Here is a 19,487-nt window from a genome sequence, read left to right on the forward strand (position 1 = left end):
GAGCGGCTCCACCGTCGCCCGGACATGCCCGCGCCTGCCGGGATCACCCAACCAAGGTGCCGCAGGCCTGTACTTCCGGCCCCACCCCATCGATTGCCCGCGCACCTGCCCAGTCACAGTGGTTAGGATGGCAGTTTTGCCTCTAGAAGGTCTGAGCCTGTGTCTGAAACTTACCTCGGGAGCTGCTTTTGCGCAAAGGTCCGCTACGCCTTGCACTCAGCCCCCCAAGCGGTCACCCACTGCCATTGCAGCCAGTGCCAGAAAAGCCATGGCGCAGCCTTTGCGACCTACGGCGCCGTTCCGCGCCACGACTTGCACATCACCGCCGGTGACACCGACCTGCGCGCCTATGCGTCGTCGGCCACGGTGTGGCGCCAGTTCTGCGGGCATTGCGGGTCCCCGCTGTTCTGGTCCCGCACCCATGGCGACTGGAGTGACTGGATCTGCATCGCCCTGGGCACGCTGGACTCAGCGTTCACACCCCAGCGGCAAAAGCACGCGCACTTGGCCTCCAAGCCCACCTGGTCCAACTTTGGCGCAGCGTGTGCGCACGGGGAGTGACGCCATGACCGGTTTCCCAACACCATCCCGCCGCCAGCTCCTGCAGTGCACCGCAATGTGGATGGCGGCGTGCAGCGGCTTCAGCGGCCAGGCCGTTAGGGCCCAAGACCTCGCCAGCCCTGTCGGTACCTACCAGCTCCAGGGGGTGAGAGAAATGGTTTCTGCCATCCAGCTGCGCGCCGATGGCTCCTACAAGTTTGTCCTCATCTATGGATCGGCGGACGAAACCGATATAGGAACCTGGGAAAAACGGGGCCAGCAGATTGTGCTGAACTCCACAGCGCCCTCCACGGATCCGCAGTTCGAACTCGTCCGCTCCAGCCAGGCCAGCCACCCCGGTGCACGCGTCGTATTCCAGGAGGAAGGCACGCCCGTGGCGTCCTACATCACCAGCGTTCACTTTGAGTCGGACGGGCAGGCGTTCACGGCCGACCACCTCACCCAGGATTCCCTGGAGGCCGGGGACGTTGCGCTCCCGATCGACAGCATCCACCTGAGCCTGCACGGAGTGTTCAGGCATTACCCAGAGACCATCTTGGTCCCGGCTCACCCCACCCACAACCACTTCACGGTGCGGGCCCGCCTCGGCAATTACGGCGCAGTGCGCTTTGACCAGGCGGCGCTTCAGCTGACGGGTCATGCGCTGACCTTGACGCTGCCCCACGCCACGCAAGAGTTCACCTACGTGCGACGACAGAAAGCCCCCTAGACAACCCGCAGATCCTGGCCAGGCCATGGTGGCCTAGCCAGGCGATGCCGTTCAGGCCACCTGTTTGGCGTTGCGGTCGGGCGCCACCACCACACAGTTGCGCCCCCGTCCCTTGGCGTCATACATGGCCAAATCGCTGCGCCGCATCAGGGAGGACAGGGTTTCATTGCCATCGGGCGCAATCGCGATGCCGATGCTGACGGTCGGCGCCACCACGTCATCGTCCAGCGGGCAGCGCACCTTGGCCACGGCCATGCGCAAGCGTTCCGCCGCCGCCATCGCCGCGTCCAGCGCTGTCTGCGGCATCAGCACGGCGAACTCCTCACCGCCCAGGCGCGCCAGACAATCGCTGGTGCGTACCATGTCCACAAACACGCTGGACACGGCCTTGAGCACCTCGTCACCGGCCAGATGGCCGTAGGTGTCGTTGATCTGCTTGAAATGGTCAATATCCACCATCAGCAGCGCAACCGGCTGCTGGTAGCGTGCATGGCGCTCCAGCTCATTGCGCGCCGTGGTGATGAAGTGGTCACGGTTCTTCAAGCCGGTCAGCCCGTCGGTCTTGAGCTGCTGCTCCAGTTCGCGGATCAGTTCGCTGTTGCGCTCGCGCAGCACCAGGGTTTCCGTCGAACTGGCATGAATTTTCAAACCGACCATGAGCATCAAGGCGATGTAGAAGATGCCCAGCAGCGCCAGGCCGGCGCTGAAGAGCGTGCCATCCAGCACAGGTGGCGCCACCAGGGCCACCGTCGGCGCCACCAGATCGGACATCAGCAGCCGGCGGTGCGGGTTGCTCATCACCACCGTCAAAGAGATCAGGCCCACATGCACCAGCATCACAAACATCAGGCTGGTCAGATTGCCGGGCACATAGGCCCACACCACGATGGACGACCACATGACCATGTGAACGCCGTGCGCCCAGGAGATGCGGCGCACCCACACGGTCTCATCGAGTGGCTTCGCAGTACGGCGAAACTGCAGGTAGACACAGGTGTACACCGCAATCGCCACCAGCTCCAGCCCCGCCCACAGCACCGCCTGCCAGACCGGCACCCACAGCGTCAGCAACGCCGCGACCACCAGCGTCAACGGTGGCGCCAGGTAGCGATCGTGCAAATGGTTATCGATGTAAAGGCTGAGCTGGTGCCATCGCACACGGGCCTGCTGGGCGTCTTTCATAGCTCTCCCGAAGGTGCCCGCACCACCGCCGGTGAGAGCTGTATACAAAAATCAACCCACGATGCTAGCGCATCGACGCTTTCCAGCCTGCACCGCCAATCGCATGGCCAGGTGTACGTGGAACCTCTATCACACAGTCCCCGTCACCGCCCACCGGCTACGCCTAGACCTGCGGTGTTGTCATGGCCCACCAGCGAATTTCTTTTTTGATAGCTGCTAGCGCAGACTAGATGAGCGCTAGATGCCAATTTCTCTCCAATCTTTGGACCTCCTCCTGGAATCCCGTTGCAATTCCAGTGCAGCACTTTGGACTATCCGCCGGGCCTTGGTGCACCAGCACGCTAAATTGCTCCGCATAAATTCCCGCCCTCCTTGGACGGCGTGCGCGACGCAGTGCTCGCCGAGCACACATAAGGCATCGTCTTGATGCCCGTCGCACACGCAGGGGCGCAGCATGCAGCACTGCGCCAGCAAGGACCGTGCCGGCACAGCGCCTCCCACGCATGGACTGGCGCTCGGCGTGGGGTGGAATGCGCCCTGCACCGACAGGCACAACGCAGGGGGGCTTGGAAGATGGGCCGAGGCTGAAGACCCGCTGCGGTATCCACCGTGCACTTCACCGCAGCCACTGGGAGCAACGTCATGCTCGACGACAACGCAGATTTCAAGACCATCAACCACGCCCACCCGCACATCGGGAAGCAGCTGCTGGCTTTATGGGGGCAGCCGGGGTTCCTGCCCTACATGCAATCGCTCACACGTGATGACCGCCCGAGCGTGCGGCAGGGCTTTGCCGATAACGTGTTCCTGGCCTTGCACAGGCTGTCGGAACAACACCGGCGCGCCTACCCTGACTACCGGCTGGAGAGCAAATACGACCCCTGGGCGACCTCGGTCGGCACGTCCCACACCCACTGAACGCACCGCACTCAGTGGCCCAGGCAAAAGCCTCCGGCACAAATGGAAATCATGGACGGCATCGGCGGCATTGGCCGGTCTTCTTCCAGCTGCGTGGTGGCGGGTGGTGGAGTGCTGGGCGATGTGACCGCACTCTCCAGAGGGTGCGCCCTCGGACGGACCTCGGCTGGCGGCTCGGCCGGATGCCCCTCGCTGGCGAGCAGGTCGTTGCCATCACCCGGCTCCATCGGCGCAGCCTGCACTGGCACAGCCCGCGAAGCTGGCGCCACACGGCGCGGCGGCTGGCGCTGCGTCGGACGCACCCGCTCCTCCCAGGCCGAGTTTTTGCGCAGAACTGCGCCATCGTAGACGCAGGGTTTGTCAGTGAAGATCGGACCCTCAGGTCCTGGACATCGCCACACCTGGGCAGATGCAGCGCCATGCCACGCCAGCAACGCACAGCAGGCCAAGCGCGATAACCAGCGCATACCAATTCCTCCTGCGCAAATTGTAAGAAAAAACTTACAAAATGACGCAGCAAAAGATGGGGACGACCTTGACGCAAGGCATGCACAGCCTGCTGCTACCAGGGCGAACGCCCCGGCATGGATGCCTGACCGGGCCACAGCGTCAATGCCGCGCCCAGCCATAAAGGCGGAAAACCCACGAGCACGGCCAAGACCATCGCCATACCGGAAGCCCCAACCGCCCAGCGAAGCAGCAACAGCACCACCAGCGGTACCATCCCCACCACCACCAGCCAGCGGATGACGTTCTGTCGCGCACGCCCACTCAATTTCTGGGCCAACCAGCGCACCAGCCCCCGGCCCAACACCGAAGCCAGAATAACCACCTGGGCCACACCAAACAGAAAGACGAGTGCGAAAAAGGCTGGTCCGTCGCCACCACCAGGGTTGGCCTCCAGGTCCTGCAACGCCAGGACCGCCAAGACGACCAGCAGCACAGCGACCACGGCCAGCGCAGCGCCAAATTGACGCCGACCGGGAAGCAATGCCGGCAGCGAACACCCCAGCAGCAACAGCACAATGACAACCGCTGGCATGGATTCAGGCACCACCTTGGTCAGCATGGCCTGACGTACCGTCGCGATCCGCAAGCCAGCGCATGAAATCCACGCCACTCATGGCCTTGGCAAAAAGCCAGCCCTGCGCTTCTTTGAAGCCCAAATTGGCCAACCACTGGCGCTGATCCTCCTCTTCCACCCCTTCGGCAATCAGCTCCAGACCCAGGGCATCCGCCATCGCCGCAATCGCGCGAACAATCGCCTGGTCCGACGGTGTAGTCACCACATCGTGCACAAAGGCGCGGTCCACCTTGAGCCGGTTCAAGGGCAGCAGCTTGAGCATGGACAGCGAGGAATAGCCCGTCCCGAAGTCGTCGAGGGCAATCTGAATGCCCAGGTCAGCAATGCGGGTCAGGCGCTGCTCCACCTGTGGCACACGCTGCAGGGCGGTCTCGGTGACTTCGATCTCCAGATCCTGCGGTTGGAGGCCTGCCTCCTTGAGTTCACGCGCCAGCACATCGATGAATGTGTCGTCCTGCAACTGCAAGGCCGACACGTTGATGGCCAGCCGCCCTTGCACCAGCCCCGCACGGCACCATTCGGCCCAAGTGGCCAGCGATTGGCGCAACACCCAGGTTCCCAGGGGGCGGATGATTCCACTCTCTTCGGCCACGGGGATGAAGCGGTCTGGCCCCACCTGCCCCAGCTGCACCGAAGTCCAGCGCAGCAGCGCTTCCAACCAACGCTTCGTGGCTTGGCCAATCACGTTTGTTTATCACTGATACGACGAAAAGCTTGTTGCAGACAGAGACCCAACCACACAGTCAACGCATGTCACGAAAGCGCAAAGCCTCAAAGAGCAAACCATGCGCAACACGCTTCAACAAGGTAGAGCATAACTCATAGCTACAGCGACGTTTGAGACATCTACGCGAAGTGCTTGCGTCGCCACCACATCTAACGTAATACCACCCTTGGGATCAGTGGCACGCCAACGGCTTTTGCCACATCTATGTTCAACCTTTCAACAACGAATGCAGCACACCGTACCGGTATCCCACTCTGTCTCATTCCTCTGAAAATTTGTGATGTGCTCCCTGCTCACCATCAACCACCAAGGCATCCAATAGCAGCCCTGCCACCACAGCGTCATCACACACTGCCCTTGTGGGCATACGCACGACACCAGTAACACTTTGTCGTTGTCACGCGGTTTTCACACACGTAGTCAACCATTTGCGGACAGAAAACGTTGGATAGAAACGCAGCCCCACCCTAACGACTTGAAAGGAAAAGTCATGACTTTCTTCCACTCCGTTATCGAGCTCCAGTCCGCGCAGTACGAGGTCGCTCCTCAACCAGCGCCGCGCGCGCCCGAAGAGGTGATCCATCTGCTCACCCAGGAAGCGCCTCTGGGTGAATACAGCGTTGATGCGATTTGATATCCATGCCGCCCACTGCCAACCGCCCGCTGAGGCGGTTTTTTATTGCCCGAACACCCCGGCCTCGCTTGTGACGGGTCACTTGGATTGCCTCAGGCCTTCATCGGCCGGGCCAGGCCCAGGGCACGAGCGCCTTGACTGGATGGGCACACGGACAGGGTGCTGTTACAAATATTTGTTTCAGTTTGATACAAAATGGTCGACAAATGGTAAGTACCCGCCGAGATCAAGGAGACACCCATGAAGCGATGCATCATCAAAGTGGCAGGGGCCTACTACACCGCCCTATTCCCCAGTACGTTTGCAGCGCTGGAAGATGCCATGAAGCGCTTCCCCAAAGCCGTTGCCATCAGCGTGCGTGCTGCCAAGTCCTGCGCAGACGCCCGATAAACGATTCAACAGCTGCGGTTGCTACGGCACTTGTTGCTGGCCGCACCACGTGACCAAGCCCGCCTTGTGCGGGCTTTTTCATCCACGACAACGGCAACCCGGCTGCTGAATACCAGTCTTCGCATCCAGCGAAGCTTGGTATCGGATTGGCCGGCAATCCCAGCACCAGAACGCGTGGCCAGCTGCCCCCCAAGGCTGCCGACTCGTTGACACCGCATGCCTCGCTTCACGCCCTGCAAGCCCCCCCTGCTCGCCAACAACCGTGTGAGAAAGCCCGCGACTGGTTCATGGCCAAAGATGGCATCATGGATGCACTGTCGCCACTAACTATGAAAAAAATAGCAATCTGCGTTTGCGAACAGATGAAATCTAATCAAATTCACCTTAAAAGCATTGCAAGATCAGCGTCTGATGCTCACAAAATTATCAAAATGCACAGAACAAACTCTGTGCTACTGATACAGCGATGATTGACCTCAGCAACAAGAATTCCACCAGTTATGCCCAGTGTGCTGAATGATCACAGACCGACGTAGCGGAACAGTCCTTTGAACAACAAGCACTGCGAGAAGCCTTAGAGTGCCAACGCCGCCAGGGTTGCATCAGGCGCAGCTCCTGCAGCCAGCCAACGATTTTTGCCGTCCATCAAAGCAGCACCGAACGCATTCCACAGCCCGCGAATGTCAGCCCAACAGGCGATGAAGCTGCCCAGGCACTCGCATCGTTGAACCAAAGCTGCACTCGGAACAACGCCATCACAAACATGACAGCCTTGGAGACAAGCAAGGTGGTCCGAAGCAACTGCGGTGGCCGCAGGACAGTAACTGCGCATGCTCAGGATTGGAGGTCCTCGGGTGCCGGAGGCTCTTGCTCAACCAGGCAATGCACAGGCCGCTGATGACTGAGATGACGATAGGGTCATCGTCGACCACCGTGTCAAGCGCCAACCCCAAAGACGGACAGTGCTCAGGCAAATCAAGTACTCCAAAGGCAACAGGACAACGGAGCGACGCAGGTTCACACTGATGCTTGGGGACGCAAGCAGCGAATGGCTTTTCGCAATTGCAAGCATCACAGACAGAACACGGCTGCAAGACATCCGGTCTTAGCTCACCTTCCTAGGGCTATCGCCTTATGAGAGAAGCGCACAAACAGCCCTGCACACACCCAGAAAAGTGCGTGACCAAGCTCAGACTGGCTGGTATTCAAGGCCTTGACCATTTGCTGCAACTTGCGAAGCAAGCAGGCTTTCAAGCAGGATCACAAACACCACACGCAAGGGTGTATGCCACATGCCGAGGGTTTCTGGGGGGGGAGATACTGGCTCTGCACTGCATACACATGCCATGTGCAGACAAAAGACGCAGGATGTGGCGAGCCTGCAATTAGTTGCCATCTAAGGAATGCTCGTCACTGCTGCTGTGCACGCAGACAGACAAAAGGGGTTAGCCCGTATGAGCTAACCCCTTGATACAATGGTCGGAGCGGCGGGATTCGAACTCGCGACCCTCTGCTCCCAAAGCAGATGCGCTACCAGACTGCGCTACGCTCCGACAAGCCTCAGATTATAAGCCCTATTTTTGATGACTTTGACAAAAAATCAGGCTTCGGCGAATCAACGCGATGTGGTCGGCGCAGGCCCACGGTTGGGCAAGTGGCGGAAGGTGATGCGGCCCTTGGTCAGATCGTAGGGCGACATTTCCAGCGAAACCTTGTCGCCCGCAAGAATACGGATGTGGTGCTTGCGCATCTTGCCGCCGGTGTACGCAATCAACTGGTGACCGTTGTCCAGCGTCACGCGAAAACGCGAGTCTGGCAACACTTCGGTCACAGAGCCTTGCATCTCAATCAATTCTTCTTTTGCCATGTTCAATCACTGTGTATCAATAGGAGTCTGTTTGCCGCGCCTTTGTTTCAAACCTGCGTTGACTGGGGCACCCAGTCAACACTGCTGAATGAAAGCTTGCGCACGGCGCAAACTGAACAGAGGGCCAACGGAACCAAAAGCAGCAGGTACGCCGCAAAAAATAGCGCCCAATTGTAGCTGCTGCGGCCTATTTCCACTGCAAACCCTGGTTCTTGTACTTCGGGTCGTACTGCGCGTCAGGCCGGCTGCGTGGTGGACACGCTGATGGCGGCACTCAAGGCCCGGATCAAATCGGTCTGGGTCACGATGCCAACCAGTTTGCGTTGCGCGCTCACCACCGGCAAATGGTGGCAGCCGCCTGCAGAGAACATGGGCACCAAGTCCACCAGCAGGCAATCCTCCTGCACCACGGGCGTGTCCGCATCCATCAGGTCTTCCACGCGGGATTTGCTGGAGCTGCGCCCGGTCACCAGGTGCCGCAGTCGCTGCCCGATGCTCTCCGGTGCATCCAGGGTGGCTTGGCGCACGAAGTCGCTCATGCTCACCATGCCCACCACCACCCCCTCCGGATTGACCACGGGCAGGGCCTTGACGTGCTCCTGGCGCATCAGCGCCCAGGCTTCCTTGTGCGAGACGCCAGGCTCCACCGCGAACACGGGGTGGGACATGATGTCCGCGCAGCGCAAATTGCCGAAGCTGCGATTGAAGGCGGCCCGCCCAGCCATGTGCAGCAAGCCTTCCAGATCCGCGCGGCTGATATCCAGGACCTGGTTGTAGTGCTGCAGCGCGGCATCCAGGTCCTCCGCCGCAAACAGGCCCTGCCCTTCGCTGGCAAAGCCAGGTCGCAAACTGTGCTGGGGATGCGGATAGCGCCGTCCCGTGATGGCGTTGTAGATGACCGCACACACCAGCAGCACCGCGACATTGAACAGGATGGGAAAGAGGACCAGGGTCACGCCATTGATGTGCTCCAGCACCACATAGGCCGCAAACCCCGCGCCCGGCGGATGCATGCAGCGCAAGGGCACCATCAGCATCACCGACAGCCCCACAGCCACGGCACAGGCCACCGCAGTGTCGGGAATCAAGGCCTGGCATGCCGCCCCCACCAGTGCTGACAGCACTGTCCCCCCGACCACCGGCCAAGGCTGGGCCAGCGGGCTGGCGGGCATGCCGAACAGCAGCACGGCACTCGCCCCCAGGGAGGAAACCATCCACATTGTGGCCGGCACATCGGCCCACCAGCGCGACAGGATGCCGGTGATCAAGATGCCCAGCGCCACCCCCACCGACATGCGCAAGGCTTCGGCATAGCCGATCCGCACCGAGGCCGGCAGAAAGTTGCGCAGCCACAAGCTCCAGCGGCTCAGCGGGGTGCGGCTGGCTTCCAGGGTGGTGGGGGGGGAGTTTTTCAGGGAATCAGGCATGGCACATTGGCACGGCCGGCAACAGCCGCCCACACAGAACGCCTCGCCATTGTGCCGGCAGCCGGCGGCACTTGGTGTCACCCCCCATCATTACCGCAGCACAGGCCGATAGAATCCCCCACTTTCCCCTCTTTATGGCTGCCTGTGTCTGATCGCCTCTCGGTTCTCCCCCAATACCTTCTGCCCAAACAGGCACTCACGCAATTGATGGGGCGCCTCGCCAACCTGCAAGGCGGGGCGACCACCACATCCGTGATCCGCTGGTTCATCAAGCGCTACAACGTCGACATGTCCGAGGCGCTGGATCCCAACCCGGCCGCCTACCTCAGCTTCAATGCTTTCTTCACACGGGCGCTCAAGCCAGATGCCCGCCCCTTGGCGGCTGCAGACTGGATCTGCCCGGTGGATGGCGCCATCAGCCAACTGGGCCAGATTGCCGGTGACCAGATCTTTCAGGCCAAGGGTCACCACTATTCGACGCAGGCCCTGGTTGGCGGCGATGCACAGCTGGCAGCGCAATTCCAGGACGGCCACTTCGCCACCATCTACCTGAGTCCCAAGGACTACCACCGCATCCACATGCCGTGTGCCGGCCGGTTGCTGCGGATGATCCACGTCCCGGGCGATTTGTTTTCCGTGAACCCCACCACGGCGCGCGGTGTTCCGGGACTGTTTGCCCGCAACGAACGCGTGGTCTGCGTGTTTGACGGAGCCTTCGGCCCCTTCGTCATGGTGCTGGTGGGTGCCACCATCGTCGGCAGCATGGCCACCACCTGGCATGGCGTGGTCAACCCTCCGCGCCCAGGAAAGATACGTGAGTGGCGCTATGAGGACCAGGACATCCAACTGGCGCAGGGCGCGGAGATGGGCCGCTTCCTGCTGGGGTCCACGATTGTGCTGCTGACCCCGAAAAGCACCTTGGAGTTCAACCCTGCATGGCAGGCTGCGACCCCTGTGCGCCTGGGGCAGTCCATGGCCACACAGGCGACATAAAAAAAGCTCCCTGAGGGAGCTTTTTTATGCCTGCCGTTTACAGATACCAGCTGAGGGTTTCAGGTCGGCGCGTCGTGGTGAACCACGTCGGCGTCAGGCTCAAGCGCTCGGGCTTCACGGGTTCTTCGTGCCCGATCAGGTAGACCATCATTTCACGGCGCCGCAGCACCACGTGACTCACGGTTTCCTCGCGCCCCGCCCGCAGCACGCGCGTTCCGGGCTTGAACACAGGCATCTGAAAGGTGCAGGAGCGGGCTTCGGGTTGCGCATGGGCAGAACCTGCAGAACTGGGGCTTACTAGCAACATAGACCATGCCTTTAAAAATACGAACAAGTTTCTCTTCGGCAGCTGCCGAAGAAAGTTGAGCAATTTTTTCCAAGCTCACACGCTTTTGTACTTTTACCCCAGGAAAGCTCGGTGGCCTCGGCGCCCTGACACGCTGCACCCGTTCGCGCCAGCCAATCCATCATCCACCAATGCAGCACGCGGTGAAAACGGACCTGCTCACTTCCTGGAGGGGCGATCGTGAAAGCCTTCACCACAGGCAGGAGCCCTCCAAGCAACCCACCAATCTAACCGCCACCAAGACAGCCGCCCAACCTTTGATCCATCAGGCACCGATTAGCCAGAATTTCATCCCTCCCCACTTCATCCAACCGCTGCAGTCTCTTAGCATGGGCATGCACTTTGTGCACATATTTCATCTCTAACTGTTGAGGGAGACACCCCATGCTTAAAAAGTTGCTCACCTTCTTTCTGGCAGCCTACACAGCACTGGCGTTTGCAGCCGTCGATGCCAACAAGGCCACATCGGCCGAGCTGACGGAGGTCAAGGGCATAGGCCCCGCCACAGCCACCCGCATCATCGACGCCCGCAAGCAAGGGCCGTTCAAGAACTGGGACGACCTGATCGCACGTGTCAAAGGGATAGCACCCACTTCGGCCGGCAAGCTTTCTGAAGGCGGGCTCACCGTCAACGGGCAGACCTTCAAGCCATCGGCCAATCAAAGCGCCACCAAAGCTAAAGCCACCACCCCGGATCCTGCCCCAGCAAAGCCCGCACAAACTACAGGCAAAAAACCAGAAAAGATGTGAATTTCTCATTTATGCTTAAAAAACGCCCGCCAATGGCGGGCTTTTTTGTTGCTGTACGCTATCAGGCATTGGCCTTTCAAGCTCAGATTTCCATAGCACCCGAGACCATCGAACCCCACAACAAGAATTCATGCCCCTGATCTCGCTCATCCTTCTGCCCTTCATTGGAAGCCTGCTCGCCGCCGTGCTGCCTGCAAATGCGCGCAACACGGAGTCCACGCTGGCCGGCATCATTGCCTTGGCGTGCGCCATCCAGGCCGCCTTGTTCTTTCCGGAGATTGCAGATGGCGGCGTGATACGCCAGGAACTGACCTGGTTGCCTGCGCTGGGTTTGAATTTCGTGGTGCGCATGGACGGGTTTGCCTGGATCTTCAGCATGCTGGTCCTGGGGATTGGCTCGCTGGTGGTGCTGTATGCGCGCTACTACATGTCGCCGGCGGACCCGGTGCCGCGCTTTTTCTCCTTCCTGCTGGCCTTCATGGGCGCCATGTCGGGCGTCGTGCTCTCGGGCAACATCATCCAGCTGGTCTTCTTCTGGGAGCTGACCAGCCTGTTTTCCTTCCTGCTGATCGGCTACTGGCACCACCGCCAGGATGCGCGCCGTGGCGCCCGCATGGCGCTGACGGTCACCGGCACCGGCGGTCTGTGCATGTTTGCCGGCATGCTGATCCTGGGGCACATCGTCGGCAGCTATGACCTGGAGAACATCCTGGCCGCGGGCGCGCAGGTGCGCGCCCACGATCTGTACACGCCCATGCTGCTGCTGATCCTGCTGGGCACGCTGACCAAGAGCGCACAGTTCCCCTTCCATTTCTGGCTGCCGCATGCCATGGCCGCGCCCACGCCCGTATCGTCCTACCTGCATTCGGCCACGATGGTGAAGGCGGGTGTCTTTCTGATGGCGCGGCTGTGGCCCGTGCTGTCCGGCACTGACCAGTGGTTCTGGCTGGTGGGGGGCGCCGGTGTCACCACCTTGCTGATTGGCGGCTTCCTGGCCATGTTCCAGCGCGACCTCAAGGGGCTGCTGGCCTATTCCACCATCTCGCACCTGGGCCTGATCACCTTGCTGCTGGGCCTGAACAGCCCGCTGGCGGCCGTGGCGGCCGTGTTCCACATCATGAACCACGCCACCTTCAAGGCGTCCCTGTTCATGGCGGCCGGCATCGTCGACCATGAAAGCGGCAGCCGGGACATGGACCGCCTGTCGGGCTTGCGCAAGATGATGCCCGTGACTGCCACCCTGGCCTGCGTGGCCAGCGCGGCGATGGCCGGTGTGCCGCTGCTTAACGGCTTCCTGTCCAAGGAGATGTTCTTTGCGGAGACCGTGTTCGTCGATGCGGACCACTGGGTCAGCATCGCCTTGCCGCTGGCCGCGACGATCGCCGGCATGTTCAGCGTGGCCTATTCCCTGTGCTTCACCGCCGATGTGTTCTTCGGCCCCAAGGCCCAGGACCTGCCGCGCAAACCGCACGAGCCGCCACACTGGATGCGCGTGCCCGTCGAGCTGCTGGTGCTGATCTGCCTGCTAGTGGGCATCTTCCCAGCCTGGATCGTCGGTGACTTCCTGAATGCCGCTGCGCTGCCCGTGGTCGGAGGCACCCTGCCGGCATTCAGCCTGGCGGTCTGGCACGGCATCAACACCCCGCTGGTGATGAGCATCGTGGCCCTGATCGGTGGCATCGCGCTGTACGCCAGCCTGCGCTGGCTGCGCCTGCAGGGTGCGCTCCAGTACGACGCACCGCTGCTGCAGCAACTCAATGGCAAGCGCATGTTCGAAAACGTCATCGCCCGCCTGACCCTGCTGGCGCGCAACACACGGCGCCTGCTCAGCACGCACCACCTGCAGTGGCAAATGCTGTGGCTGGTGCTGGTGGCCCTGGCCACCGGTGTGCTGCCGCTGTGGATCCGCGGCCTGGAGCTGGGCCACCGCGCCAACCTGCCACTGTCCCCAGCCTTTGTCGTGCTGTGGCTGATTGGCGGCCTGTGCGCCTTGGGCGCAGCCTGGAAGGCCAAGTACCACCGGATGGCAGCACTGATCATGCTGGGCGGTGCGGGGCTGTGCACCTGCATCACCTTCCTGTGGTTCTCCGCACCTGACCTGGCACTGACACAGCTGGTGGTCGAAGTGGTCACCACGGTGCTGATCCTGCTGGGCCTGCGCTGGCTGCCCAAGCGCGACAAGAACCTGCGCATTCCCGCGCTGTCGACCGAACTGCGCGCCCGCGCACGCCGCCTCCGCGATCTGGTGATTGCGCTGGCGGCCGGCGGTGGCGTGGGCTGGCTGGCCTTCACCATGATGAGCCGTCCCTTCCCCGAGAGCACCTCGACCTTCTTCCTGGAACGCGCGCTCACCGAGGGCGGCGGCACCAACGTGGTGAACGTGATGCTGGTCGACTTCCGGGGCTTCGACACCTTCGGCGAGATCGTGGTGCTGGGCATCGTGGCCCTGACGGTCTATGCCCTGCTGCGCCGCTTCCGTCCGGCCCGTGAAACCATGGACATTCCCGAGCAGCAGCGCTACCTGCCCGGTGACCTGCAGACCGACCTGATCAACCCGCGCCATGCGGGGGACACGGCCGTCGGCTACCTGATGGTGCCCGCGGTGCTGGTGCGCCTGCTGCTGCCGTTTGCCACCATGGTCTCGGTCTACCTGTTCATCCGGGGCCACAACGAGCCTGGCGGCGGTTTTGTCGCCGGCCTGGTGTTCTCGGTGGCCCTGCTGCTGCAGTACATCATCTCCGGCACACACTGGGTGGAGGCGCACATGCCGCTGTACCCACGCCGCTGGATCGGCTTCGGGCTGCTGTTCGCCATCCTGACCGGCCTGGGCTCCATCGCGGCAGGCTACCCCTTCATGACCAGCCACACCTTCCATTTCAGTTTGCCCTGGTTGGGTCAGATCCACCTGGCCAGCGCCACCTTCTTCGACATAGGAGTTTTCACCTTGGTTGTGGGTTCCACCCTGCTCATCTTGACGGCCATTGCCCACCAATCGGTACGCGGCCACCGCTACCACGACCGCATGCAACAAGAAGCGCAAGCCGCGCAGGAAGGAGGCCGCTGATGGAAACCGTCTTGGCCATTGCCATCGGCGTGCTCGCCGGCTCGGGCGTGTGGCTGCTGCTGCGGCCCCGTACCTTCCAGGTCATCGTGGGCCTGTCCCTGCTGTCCTACGCCGTCAACCTGTTCATCTTCAGCATGGGCCGCCAAGGGCTGGCGATCGACAAGGAGCCCGTGCTGCGCCCCGGCCTGCCTGAAACCCTGGCCCACTACGCCGACCCCATGCCCCAGGCCCTGGTGCTCACGGCCATCGTGATCGGCTTTGCCATGACCGCGCTGTTCCTGGTGGTGCTACTGGCCTCGCGCGGCATGACCGGCACCGATCATGTGGATGGCGTCCGCTCGCGCGATGTGCAGGAGATGCCATGAGTACGGTTCTGGAATGGATGGCATCGCTGATGCCGCACCTCATGCTGGCCCCCATCATGCTGCCGATGTTGGTGGCTGCGCTCATGCTGCTCCTGAAGGAAGAGCATCAGAGCATCAAGGTAGTGCTCAACATCGGCGCCACGGCCCTGGGCCTGCTGGTGGCCATCGCCCTGCTGGTGTGGGCCGACCAGGCCGGCTCCAGCACCACCCTGGGGGTCTACCTGCCGGGCAACTGGCAGGCCCCGTTTGGCATCGTCCTGGCACTGGACCGTCTGACCGCCCTGATGCTGGTGCTGACCAGCAGTATTGCCCTGGCATCCAGCGTGTTTGCCGCCGCCCGCTGGCACAAGGCCGGCGTGCACTTCCACCCGCTGTTCCAGCTGCAGCTGATGGGCCTGTCGGGCGCCTTCCTGACGGCCGACCTGTTCAACCTGTTCGTGTTCTTCGAGATCATGCTGGCCGCCTCGTACGGCCTGCTGCTGCATGGTTCGGGGCGCCTGCGCGTGCAGGCCGGCCTGCACTACATCGCCATCAATCTGGCGGCGTCCTCGCTGTTCCTGATCGGCGTGTCGATGCTGTATGGCATCACCGGCACGCTGAACATGGCCGATCTGGCCCAGGCCATCCCGAATGTCTCCAGTGCCGACCGCGGACTGCTGCACACCGCCGCCGGCATCCTGGCCACGGCCTTCCTGATCAAGGCCGCGCTGTGGCCGCTGAACTTCTGGCTGGTGCCGGCCTACAGCGCCGCCACCGCCCCGGTCGGCGCACTGTTCGCACTGATGACCAAGGTGGGCATCTACACCATCCTGCGCCTGTGGACGCTGATGTTCTCCAGCGAGGCCGGTGAATCGGCCGCGTTTGGCTCGATGTGGCTGATTGCCGGTGGCATGCTCACCATGGCGTTTGGCGGCATTGGCACCCTGGCGGCCACGCGGCTCACGCACCTCGCTGGCTATGCCGCCATCCTGTCCTCGGGCACGCTGCTGGCGGCCATCGGCTTTGGCCAGAACATGCTGACCGCCGGACTGCTGTACTACCTGCCCAGCTCCACGCTGGCCGTGGCCATCCTGTTCATGCTGGCCGACATCATGGACCGCTGGCGCAACGATGGCTCGCTGACCGACTTCGAAGACGAGGAAGCCCCCTTCCTGAGCGCCGAGCTGGTGCCAACCCAGGGCCTGAACCTGGACGAAAACGAGCGGGTGCTGATCGGCCGCGCCATCCCGGCTTCGGCCGCCTTCCTGGGCCTGGCCTTCATCATGTGCACCCTGGTGGTCGCCGGCCTGCCCCCGCTGTCAGGCTTCATCGGCAAGTTCGCCATGCTGACCAACCTGATCAACCCCATGGGCCTGGGTCAGTCCGCTGGCTACCAGGCAGGCCAATGGGGCTGGGTGCTGCTGACGCTGATGATCAGCACTGGGCTGTTCGCCCTGATCGCGCTGACGCGTGCCGGCATCCGCCACTTCTGGGCCACCCATGAACGCGGCACGCCCGAGCTGCGCGTGGCCGAAGGCCTGCCGATCGCCGCACTGATGGCCTTGTGCATCGTGCTGACCGTCAAGGCCAACCATGTGATGCACTACACCCAGAACGCCGCGAATGCCCTGCATGCGCCAGGCACCTACATCCAGGCCGTGATGGCCACCAAGCCGATTCCCAATCCCGGCCAGATCGTGCCCAACACCAGCCTGCGGGAGTCACAGCCATGATGAAGCTCCTGTTTCCTGCACCCCTGCTGTCGGTGGCCCTGTTCCTGCTGTGGCTGCTGCTGAACCACTCGGTCAGCGCCGGCCACCTGGTGCTCGGCGCCATCCTGGGCCTGCTGATCCCCGTGGTGACACGCGGCCTGCGCCCCCTGCCGGTGCGGGTGCGCAGCCCCTGGGCCATCCTCAAGCTGGCCGCCAATGCCGTGGTGGACACCTCGATCTCCAACTTCAACGTGGTGCGCTTTCTGGCCTTTCCCTCGATGCGCAAGCACCCGGCCGCCTTTGTGCACATTCCGCTGGAGTTGCGCGACCCGAATGGCCTGGCGGTGCTGGCCATGATCACCTGCATGACACCGGGCACCTCCTGGGCCGAGATCTCGCGCGACCGCTCGGTGATGCTGTTGCACGTGCTGGAGGTCGGTGATCCGCAAGAGATCATCGACCACGTCAAGACCAAGTACGAGCGCCCGTTGATGGAGATTTTCGAATGAGCCAATGGTTGGTATGGGTTCTGTCCCTGGCCCTGTTCCTGCTGGTGCTGGCCATGGCCTGCACGCTGGCGCGCCTGCTCAAGGGCCCGTCGGCACAAGACCGCGTGCTGGCACTGGACTGCATGTACCTCAACGGCATGCTGGCCATGCTGGTGCTGGGGATTCTGTACAGCTCGTCCATGTACTTCGAGGCGGCGCTGCTGATCGCCCTGTTCGGCTGCGTCAGCTCGACCGCCATGGCCAAGTTCCTGCTGCGCGGGGAGGTGATTGAATGAACGAAGTCCCGCTGCCCCTGTGGGCCGAGATGCTGATCGCCGCCCTGGTGCTGGGCGGTGCCACGATTGCCCTGCTGGGCTCGCTGGGCCTGCTGCGCCTGAAAAGCTACTTCGAGCGGGTCCACGCCCCCTCCATCATTGCCACCATGGGCTGCTGGCTCATCATGTGGGCCACCTTCGTCTTCTTCACCGCTACGGGCCAGGGCCTGGCCTTGCACGCCCTGCTGATTGCGGTGTTCATCGCCGTGACTGTGCCCATCACCACCATCTTCCTGATGCGTGCCGCCCTGTTCCGTGCCCGCCGCGCCGGCCGCGACGTGCCGCCCAGCGTCAGCCGCATCGTGCCCAACGAGCCCCAGCAGGCAGAGACCGAAGAAGCCCCAAAAAACTGAGCATACAGCGCTTGACCAGCAAGGGCTGTATGCCGATTTCACACCTCAACACGCCATGCTCCATGTGATTGCCATCTGCACCGGCGCCTGCCTGGGGGCCTTGCTGCGCTGGCGCCTGGGCCTGTGGCTCAGTGCCCCCGGCGGCCTGCCCTGGGGCACCTTGCTGGCGAATGCCATCGGGGGCTACGGCATCGGGCTGGCCGTCGGCTGGCTGGACGCCCTGCCCCAGCTGGATCCGGTCTGGCGCCTGGCCATCGTCACCGGTTTCCTGGGCGCGCTCACCACCTTCTCCAGCTTCTCGGCCGAGGTCGTGGGCATGCTCCAGGCCCAGCGCTGGGGCCTGGCCCTGGCCTGGACCGTGTCGCACCTGACCGCCTCACTGGCGCTGACCATCGCCGGCCTGGCCACGGTGCAGGCCCTGCGCTGACGCAGGACCACCCTGCCCGTCCCATCCGCCCAAGGCGTGGGCCCTGCTGCGCCCGTGTCCAGGCGACCGGCTGGGCAACAGCAACACGGACAGATCCTCCAAACCGGGTGCTGCCACTGTAAATCCACAAAGCCAGCATTCATCTTGGTCTCTGGAGGGTATGCAATCTGCGAAGATCAGGCCTTGTTCCCGTGACAGTGCAATTGGAGATTTATGGACGCGATGACTTCCCTGCATGAGCGCTCGCTGGCCGAAGAGCTGGCACCGCTGGATGCGCCCGCCGCCGTGCGCGACAGCGTGGTGGCCGACCCCATGTTGCCCGACGCCTACCGCCTGGCCTTTGCCGACCCCGAGTTCATGGCGCGCCGCGAGGCACGTGGCATCCGCTTCCAGCTGGAACTGCTCAAACCCGACCTGGGCCACCAGGCCCACGGCATTGAACACACGGTCGTCGTCTACGGCAGCGCCCGCTTTGTGGATGCGGCCACGGCGCAAGAACGCCTGGCCCTGGCACAGGCCAGCGGCGATGCCGCCCAGATCCGCACCGCCGAGCGCGACGTGCGCAATGCCCAGCGCTACGAAAGCGCACGTGCCTTCGCCCACCTGGTGGCCGAACACAGCCAGCGTCAGCCCAAGGAACAACGCATCTACATCTGCACCGGCGGGGGCCCGGGCATCATGGAAGCCGCCAACCGCGGCGCGTACGAAGCCGGCGCCGCCAACGTGGGGCTGAACATCCTGCTGCCGCACGAGCAGCAGGGCAACCGCTACATCACGCCGGAGCTGTGCTTCAAGTTCCACTACTTCGCGCTGCGCAAGATGCATTTCATGATGCGTGCCAAGGCGCTGGTGGCCTTCCCCGGCGGCTTCGGCACCATGGACGAGCTGTTCGAGGTGCTGACCCTGGTGCAGACCACCAAGGTCAAGCCCGTGCCCATCATCCTGTTTGACCGCGCGTTCTGGCAGAAACTGTTCAACTTCGACCTGCTGATCGAGGAAGGCATGATCTCCCCGCAGGACGTCGACCTGTTCCACTTCGTGGACACGCCCGAAGCGGCCTGGGCCATCATCAAGGACTTCTACAGCCTGCCGGACTGAGTCCGCGCCGCCTACCTGGCGCTGGGCAGTCGCCCCTTACACCAGCAAAAAGCGACCCTGTAGGGTCGCTTTTTTGAT

Annotated in this window: 21 protein-coding genes and 1 tRNA gene; 15 read left to right on the forward strand and 7 right to left on the reverse strand. The window is 62.6% G+C overall.

The genetic code is table 11. The features are described 5' to 3' along the window. Window positions 1-159 precede the first annotated feature (159 nt). Both CA2_RS11625 and CA2_RS17235 read left to right on the forward strand, forming a co-directional pair. A complete protein-coding gene (locus CA2_RS11625) occupies window positions 160-561 on the forward strand; it encodes a GFA family protein (RefSeq protein WP_042417119.1) in 402 nt (133 codons plus the stop codon). Between the two features lie 4 nt (window positions 562-565). Then, entirely contained in the window at window positions 566-1,270 is a 705-nt protein-coding gene (locus CA2_RS17235; RefSeq protein WP_154162602.1) for a hypothetical protein, read from the forward strand. 51 nt (window positions 1,271-1,321) lie between these two features. Here the strand turns inward: CA2_RS17235 and CA2_RS17240 are convergent, their stop codons facing one another. After that, window positions 1,322-2,389 (reverse strand): GGDEF domain-containing protein, encoded by a 1,068-nt coding sequence (locus tag CA2_RS17240; protein WP_052369926.1) that lies wholly within the window; start codon window positions 2,387-2,389, stop codon window positions 1,322-1,324. A 705-nt stretch (window positions 2,390-3,094) separates the two neighbouring features. Here CA2_RS17240 and CA2_RS11640 point away from each other — a divergent pair. Next, window positions 3,095-3,370 carry an HMG-box domain-containing protein gene (locus tag CA2_RS11640; RefSeq protein WP_042417122.1) on the forward strand — a complete coding sequence of 92 codons (276 nt, stop codon included), beginning with the start codon at window positions 3,095-3,097 and terminating at the stop codon, window positions 3,368-3,370. Window positions 3,371-3,932: 562 nt separating this feature from the next. Here CA2_RS11640 and CA2_RS11645 read toward each other — a convergent pair. Then, a complete protein-coding gene (locus CA2_RS11645; RefSeq protein WP_042417125.1) occupies window positions 3,933-4,439 on the reverse strand; it encodes a hypothetical protein in 507 nt (168 codons plus the stop codon). After that, window positions 4,417-5,139, reverse strand: a complete 723-nt coding sequence (locus CA2_RS11650; RefSeq protein ID WP_052369927.1) for an EAL domain-containing protein — start codon at window positions 5,137-5,139, stop codon at window positions 4,417-4,419. Before CA2_RS11650 ends, CA2_RS11645 begins: the two co-directional genes overlap by 23 nt. Window positions 5,140-5,671: 532 nt before the next feature. Between CA2_RS11650 and CA2_RS18055 the strand changes: the two genes are divergently transcribed. Together CA2_RS18055 and CA2_RS18285 are read left to right on the forward strand one after the other, a co-directional pair. Beyond that, window positions 5,672-5,815 carry a hypothetical protein gene (locus CA2_RS18055; protein WP_156106034.1) on the forward strand — a complete coding sequence of 48 codons (144 nt, stop codon included), beginning with the start codon at window positions 5,672-5,674 and terminating at the stop codon, window positions 5,813-5,815. 240 nt (window positions 5,816-6,055) lie between these two features. After that, window positions 6,056-6,205 carry a hypothetical protein gene (locus CA2_RS18285; RefSeq protein WP_169741473.1) on the forward strand — a complete coding sequence of 50 codons (150 nt, stop codon included), beginning with the start codon at window positions 6,056-6,058 and terminating at the stop codon, window positions 6,203-6,205. A 1,476-nt stretch (window positions 6,206-7,681) separates the two neighbouring features. Here CA2_RS18285 and CA2_RS11655 read toward each other — a convergent pair. The 3 genes from CA2_RS11655 to CA2_RS11665 all read right to left on the reverse strand — a co-directional run bounded on the left by CA2_RS11655 (window position 7,682) and on the right by CA2_RS11665 (window position 9,499). Further along, window positions 7,682-7,758, reverse strand: a tRNA-Pro gene (locus tag CA2_RS11655). Between the two features lie 62 nt (window positions 7,759-7,820). Beyond that, window positions 7,821-8,072: a translation initiation factor IF-1 gene (gene infA / locus CA2_RS11660; RefSeq protein ID WP_042417215.1), complete on the reverse strand. Its 252-nt coding sequence runs from the start codon at window positions 8,070-8,072 to the stop codon at window positions 7,821-7,823. Window positions 8,073-8,308: 236 nt separating this feature from the next. Then, a complete protein-coding gene (locus CA2_RS11665) occupies window positions 8,309-9,499 on the reverse strand; it encodes an HPP family protein (RefSeq protein ID WP_042417128.1) in 1,191 nt (396 codons plus the stop codon). A 144-nt stretch (window positions 9,500-9,643) separates the two neighbouring features. Between CA2_RS11665 and asd the strand changes: the two genes are divergently transcribed. After that, window positions 9,644-10,492, forward strand: coding sequence for an archaetidylserine decarboxylase (gene asd / locus CA2_RS11670; RefSeq protein ID WP_042417131.1), 849 nt, complete (start codon window positions 9,644-9,646; stop codon window positions 10,490-10,492). 37 nt (window positions 10,493-10,529) lie between these two features. Here asd and CA2_RS11675 read toward each other — a convergent pair whose 3' ends face one another. Continuing rightward, window positions 10,530-10,799 carry a hypothetical protein gene (locus tag CA2_RS11675; RefSeq protein ID WP_042417134.1) on the reverse strand — a complete coding sequence of 90 codons (270 nt, stop codon included), beginning with the start codon at window positions 10,797-10,799 and terminating at the stop codon, window positions 10,530-10,532. Window positions 10,800-11,222: 423 nt separating this feature from the next. Here CA2_RS11675 and CA2_RS11685 point away from each other — a divergent pair, with 423 nt between their 5' ends. The 9 genes from CA2_RS11685 to CA2_RS11725 all read left to right on the forward strand — a co-directional run bounded on the left by CA2_RS11685 (window position 11,223) and on the right by CA2_RS11725 (window position 19,409). After that, window positions 11,223-11,588 carry a ComEA family DNA-binding protein gene (locus CA2_RS11685; RefSeq protein ID WP_042417140.1) on the forward strand — a complete coding sequence of 122 codons (366 nt, stop codon included), beginning with the start codon at window positions 11,223-11,225 and terminating at the stop codon, window positions 11,586-11,588. A gap of 130 nt (window positions 11,589-11,718) precedes the next feature. After that, a complete protein-coding gene (locus CA2_RS11690) occupies window positions 11,719-14,652 on the forward strand; it encodes a monovalent cation/H+ antiporter subunit A (RefSeq protein WP_042417143.1) in 2,934 nt (977 codons plus the stop codon). Beyond that, entirely contained in the window at window positions 14,652-15,017 is a 366-nt protein-coding gene (locus tag CA2_RS11695; protein WP_042417147.1) for a Na+/H+ antiporter subunit C, read from the forward strand. Before CA2_RS11690 ends, CA2_RS11695 begins: the two co-directional genes overlap by 1 nt. Further along, window positions 15,014-16,729: a monovalent cation/H+ antiporter subunit D gene (locus tag CA2_RS11700; protein ID WP_042417149.1), complete on the forward strand. Its 1,716-nt coding sequence runs from the start codon at window positions 15,014-15,016 to the stop codon at window positions 16,727-16,729. The genes CA2_RS11695 and CA2_RS11700 overlap by 4 nt, the downstream gene beginning before the upstream one ends. Next, window positions 16,726-17,217 carry a Na+/H+ antiporter subunit E gene (locus CA2_RS11705; protein ID WP_042417152.1) on the forward strand — a complete coding sequence of 164 codons (492 nt, stop codon included), beginning with the start codon at window positions 16,726-16,728 and terminating at the stop codon, window positions 17,215-17,217. Before CA2_RS11700 ends, CA2_RS11705 begins: the two co-directional genes overlap by 4 nt. After that, window positions 17,214-17,492, forward strand: a complete 279-nt coding sequence (locus CA2_RS11710) for a K+/H+ antiporter subunit F (protein WP_042417154.1) — start codon at window positions 17,214-17,216, stop codon at window positions 17,490-17,492. The genes CA2_RS11705 and CA2_RS11710 overlap by 4 nt, the downstream gene beginning before the upstream one ends. Further along, the gene (gene mnhG / locus CA2_RS11715) at window positions 17,489-17,884 is read left to right on the forward strand and encodes a monovalent cation/H(+) antiporter subunit G (RefSeq protein WP_042417156.1); all 396 of its coding nucleotides are present in this window, start codon (window positions 17,489-17,491) and stop codon (window positions 17,882-17,884) included. Before CA2_RS11710 ends, mnhG begins: the two co-directional genes overlap by 4 nt. Before the next feature lie 55 nt (window positions 17,885-17,939). Further along, window positions 17,940-18,311 (forward strand): fluoride efflux transporter CrcB, encoded by a 372-nt coding sequence (gene crcB, locus CA2_RS11720; RefSeq protein WP_042417157.1) that lies wholly within the window; start codon window positions 17,940-17,942, stop codon window positions 18,309-18,311. Window positions 18,312-18,524: 213 nt separating this feature from the next. Continuing rightward, window positions 18,525-19,409, forward strand: a complete 885-nt coding sequence (locus CA2_RS11725; RefSeq protein WP_042417163.1) for an LOG family protein — start codon at window positions 18,525-18,527, stop codon at window positions 19,407-19,409. Window positions 19,410-19,487 lie beyond the last annotated feature (78 nt).

It is taken from the genome of Comamonas aquatica NBRC 14918 (assembly GCF_000739875.1).
GTDB lineage: Bacteria > Pseudomonadota > Gammaproteobacteria > Burkholderiales > Burkholderiaceae_C > Comamonas > Comamonas aquatica.

What these genes read in the sequence shown, in the direction of transcription:
- CA2_RS11695 (WP_042417147.1), top strand. Translation starts at nt 14,652, where the DNA reads ATGGAAACCGTCTTGGCCATTGCCATCGGCGTGCTCGCCGGCTCGGGC.
- CA2_RS11675 (WP_042417134.1), bottom strand. Translation starts at nt 10,799, where the DNA reads ATGTTGCTAGTAAGCCCCAGTTCTGCAGGTTCTGCCCATGCGCAACCC.
- CA2_RS11640 (WP_042417122.1), top strand. Translation starts at nt 3,095, where the DNA reads ATGCTCGACGACAACGCAGATTTCAAGACCATCAACCACGCCCACCCG.
- CA2_RS18285 (WP_169741473.1), top strand. Translation starts at nt 6,056, where the DNA reads ATGAAGCGATGCATCATCAAAGTGGCAGGGGCCTACTACACCGCCCTA.
- CA2_RS11705 (WP_042417152.1), top strand. Translation starts at nt 16,726, where the DNA reads ATGATGAAGCTCCTGTTTCCTGCACCCCTGCTGTCGGTGGCCCTGTTC.
- crcB (WP_042417157.1), top strand. Translation starts at nt 17,940, where the DNA reads ATGCTCCATGTGATTGCCATCTGCACCGGCGCCTGCCTGGGGGCCTTG.
- CA2_RS11665 (WP_042417128.1), bottom strand. Translation starts at nt 9,499, where the DNA reads ATGCCTGATTCCCTGAAAAACTCCCCCCCCACCACCCTGGAAGCCAGC.
- CA2_RS18055 (WP_156106034.1), top strand. Translation starts at nt 5,672, where the DNA reads ATGACTTTCTTCCACTCCGTTATCGAGCTCCAGTCCGCGCAGTACGAG.
- CA2_RS11725 (WP_042417163.1), top strand. Translation starts at nt 18,525, where the DNA reads ATGGACGCGATGACTTCCCTGCATGAGCGCTCGCTGGCCGAAGAGCTG.
- infA (WP_042417215.1), bottom strand. Translation starts at nt 8,072, where the DNA reads ATGGCAAAAGAAGAATTGATTGAGATGCAAGGCTCTGTGACCGAAGTG.
- CA2_RS11700 (WP_042417149.1), top strand. Translation starts at nt 15,014, where the DNA reads ATGAGTACGGTTCTGGAATGGATGGCATCGCTGATGCCGCACCTCATG.
- CA2_RS11710 (WP_042417154.1), top strand. Translation starts at nt 17,214, where the DNA reads ATGAGCCAATGGTTGGTATGGGTTCTGTCCCTGGCCCTGTTCCTGCTG.
- CA2_RS17235 (WP_154162602.1), top strand. Translation starts at nt 566, where the DNA reads ATGACCGGTTTCCCAACACCATCCCGCCGCCAGCTCCTGCAGTGCACC.
- CA2_RS11645 (WP_042417125.1), bottom strand. Translation starts at nt 4,439, where the DNA reads ATGCTGACCAAGGTGGTGCCTGAATCCATGCCAGCGGTTGTCATTGTG.
- CA2_RS11685 (WP_042417140.1), top strand. Translation starts at nt 11,223, where the DNA reads ATGCTTAAAAAGTTGCTCACCTTCTTTCTGGCAGCCTACACAGCACTG.
- mnhG (WP_042417156.1), top strand. Translation starts at nt 17,489, where the DNA reads ATGAACGAAGTCCCGCTGCCCCTGTGGGCCGAGATGCTGATCGCCGCC.
- CA2_RS11690 (WP_042417143.1), top strand. Translation starts at nt 11,719, where the DNA reads ATGCCCCTGATCTCGCTCATCCTTCTGCCCTTCATTGGAAGCCTGCTC.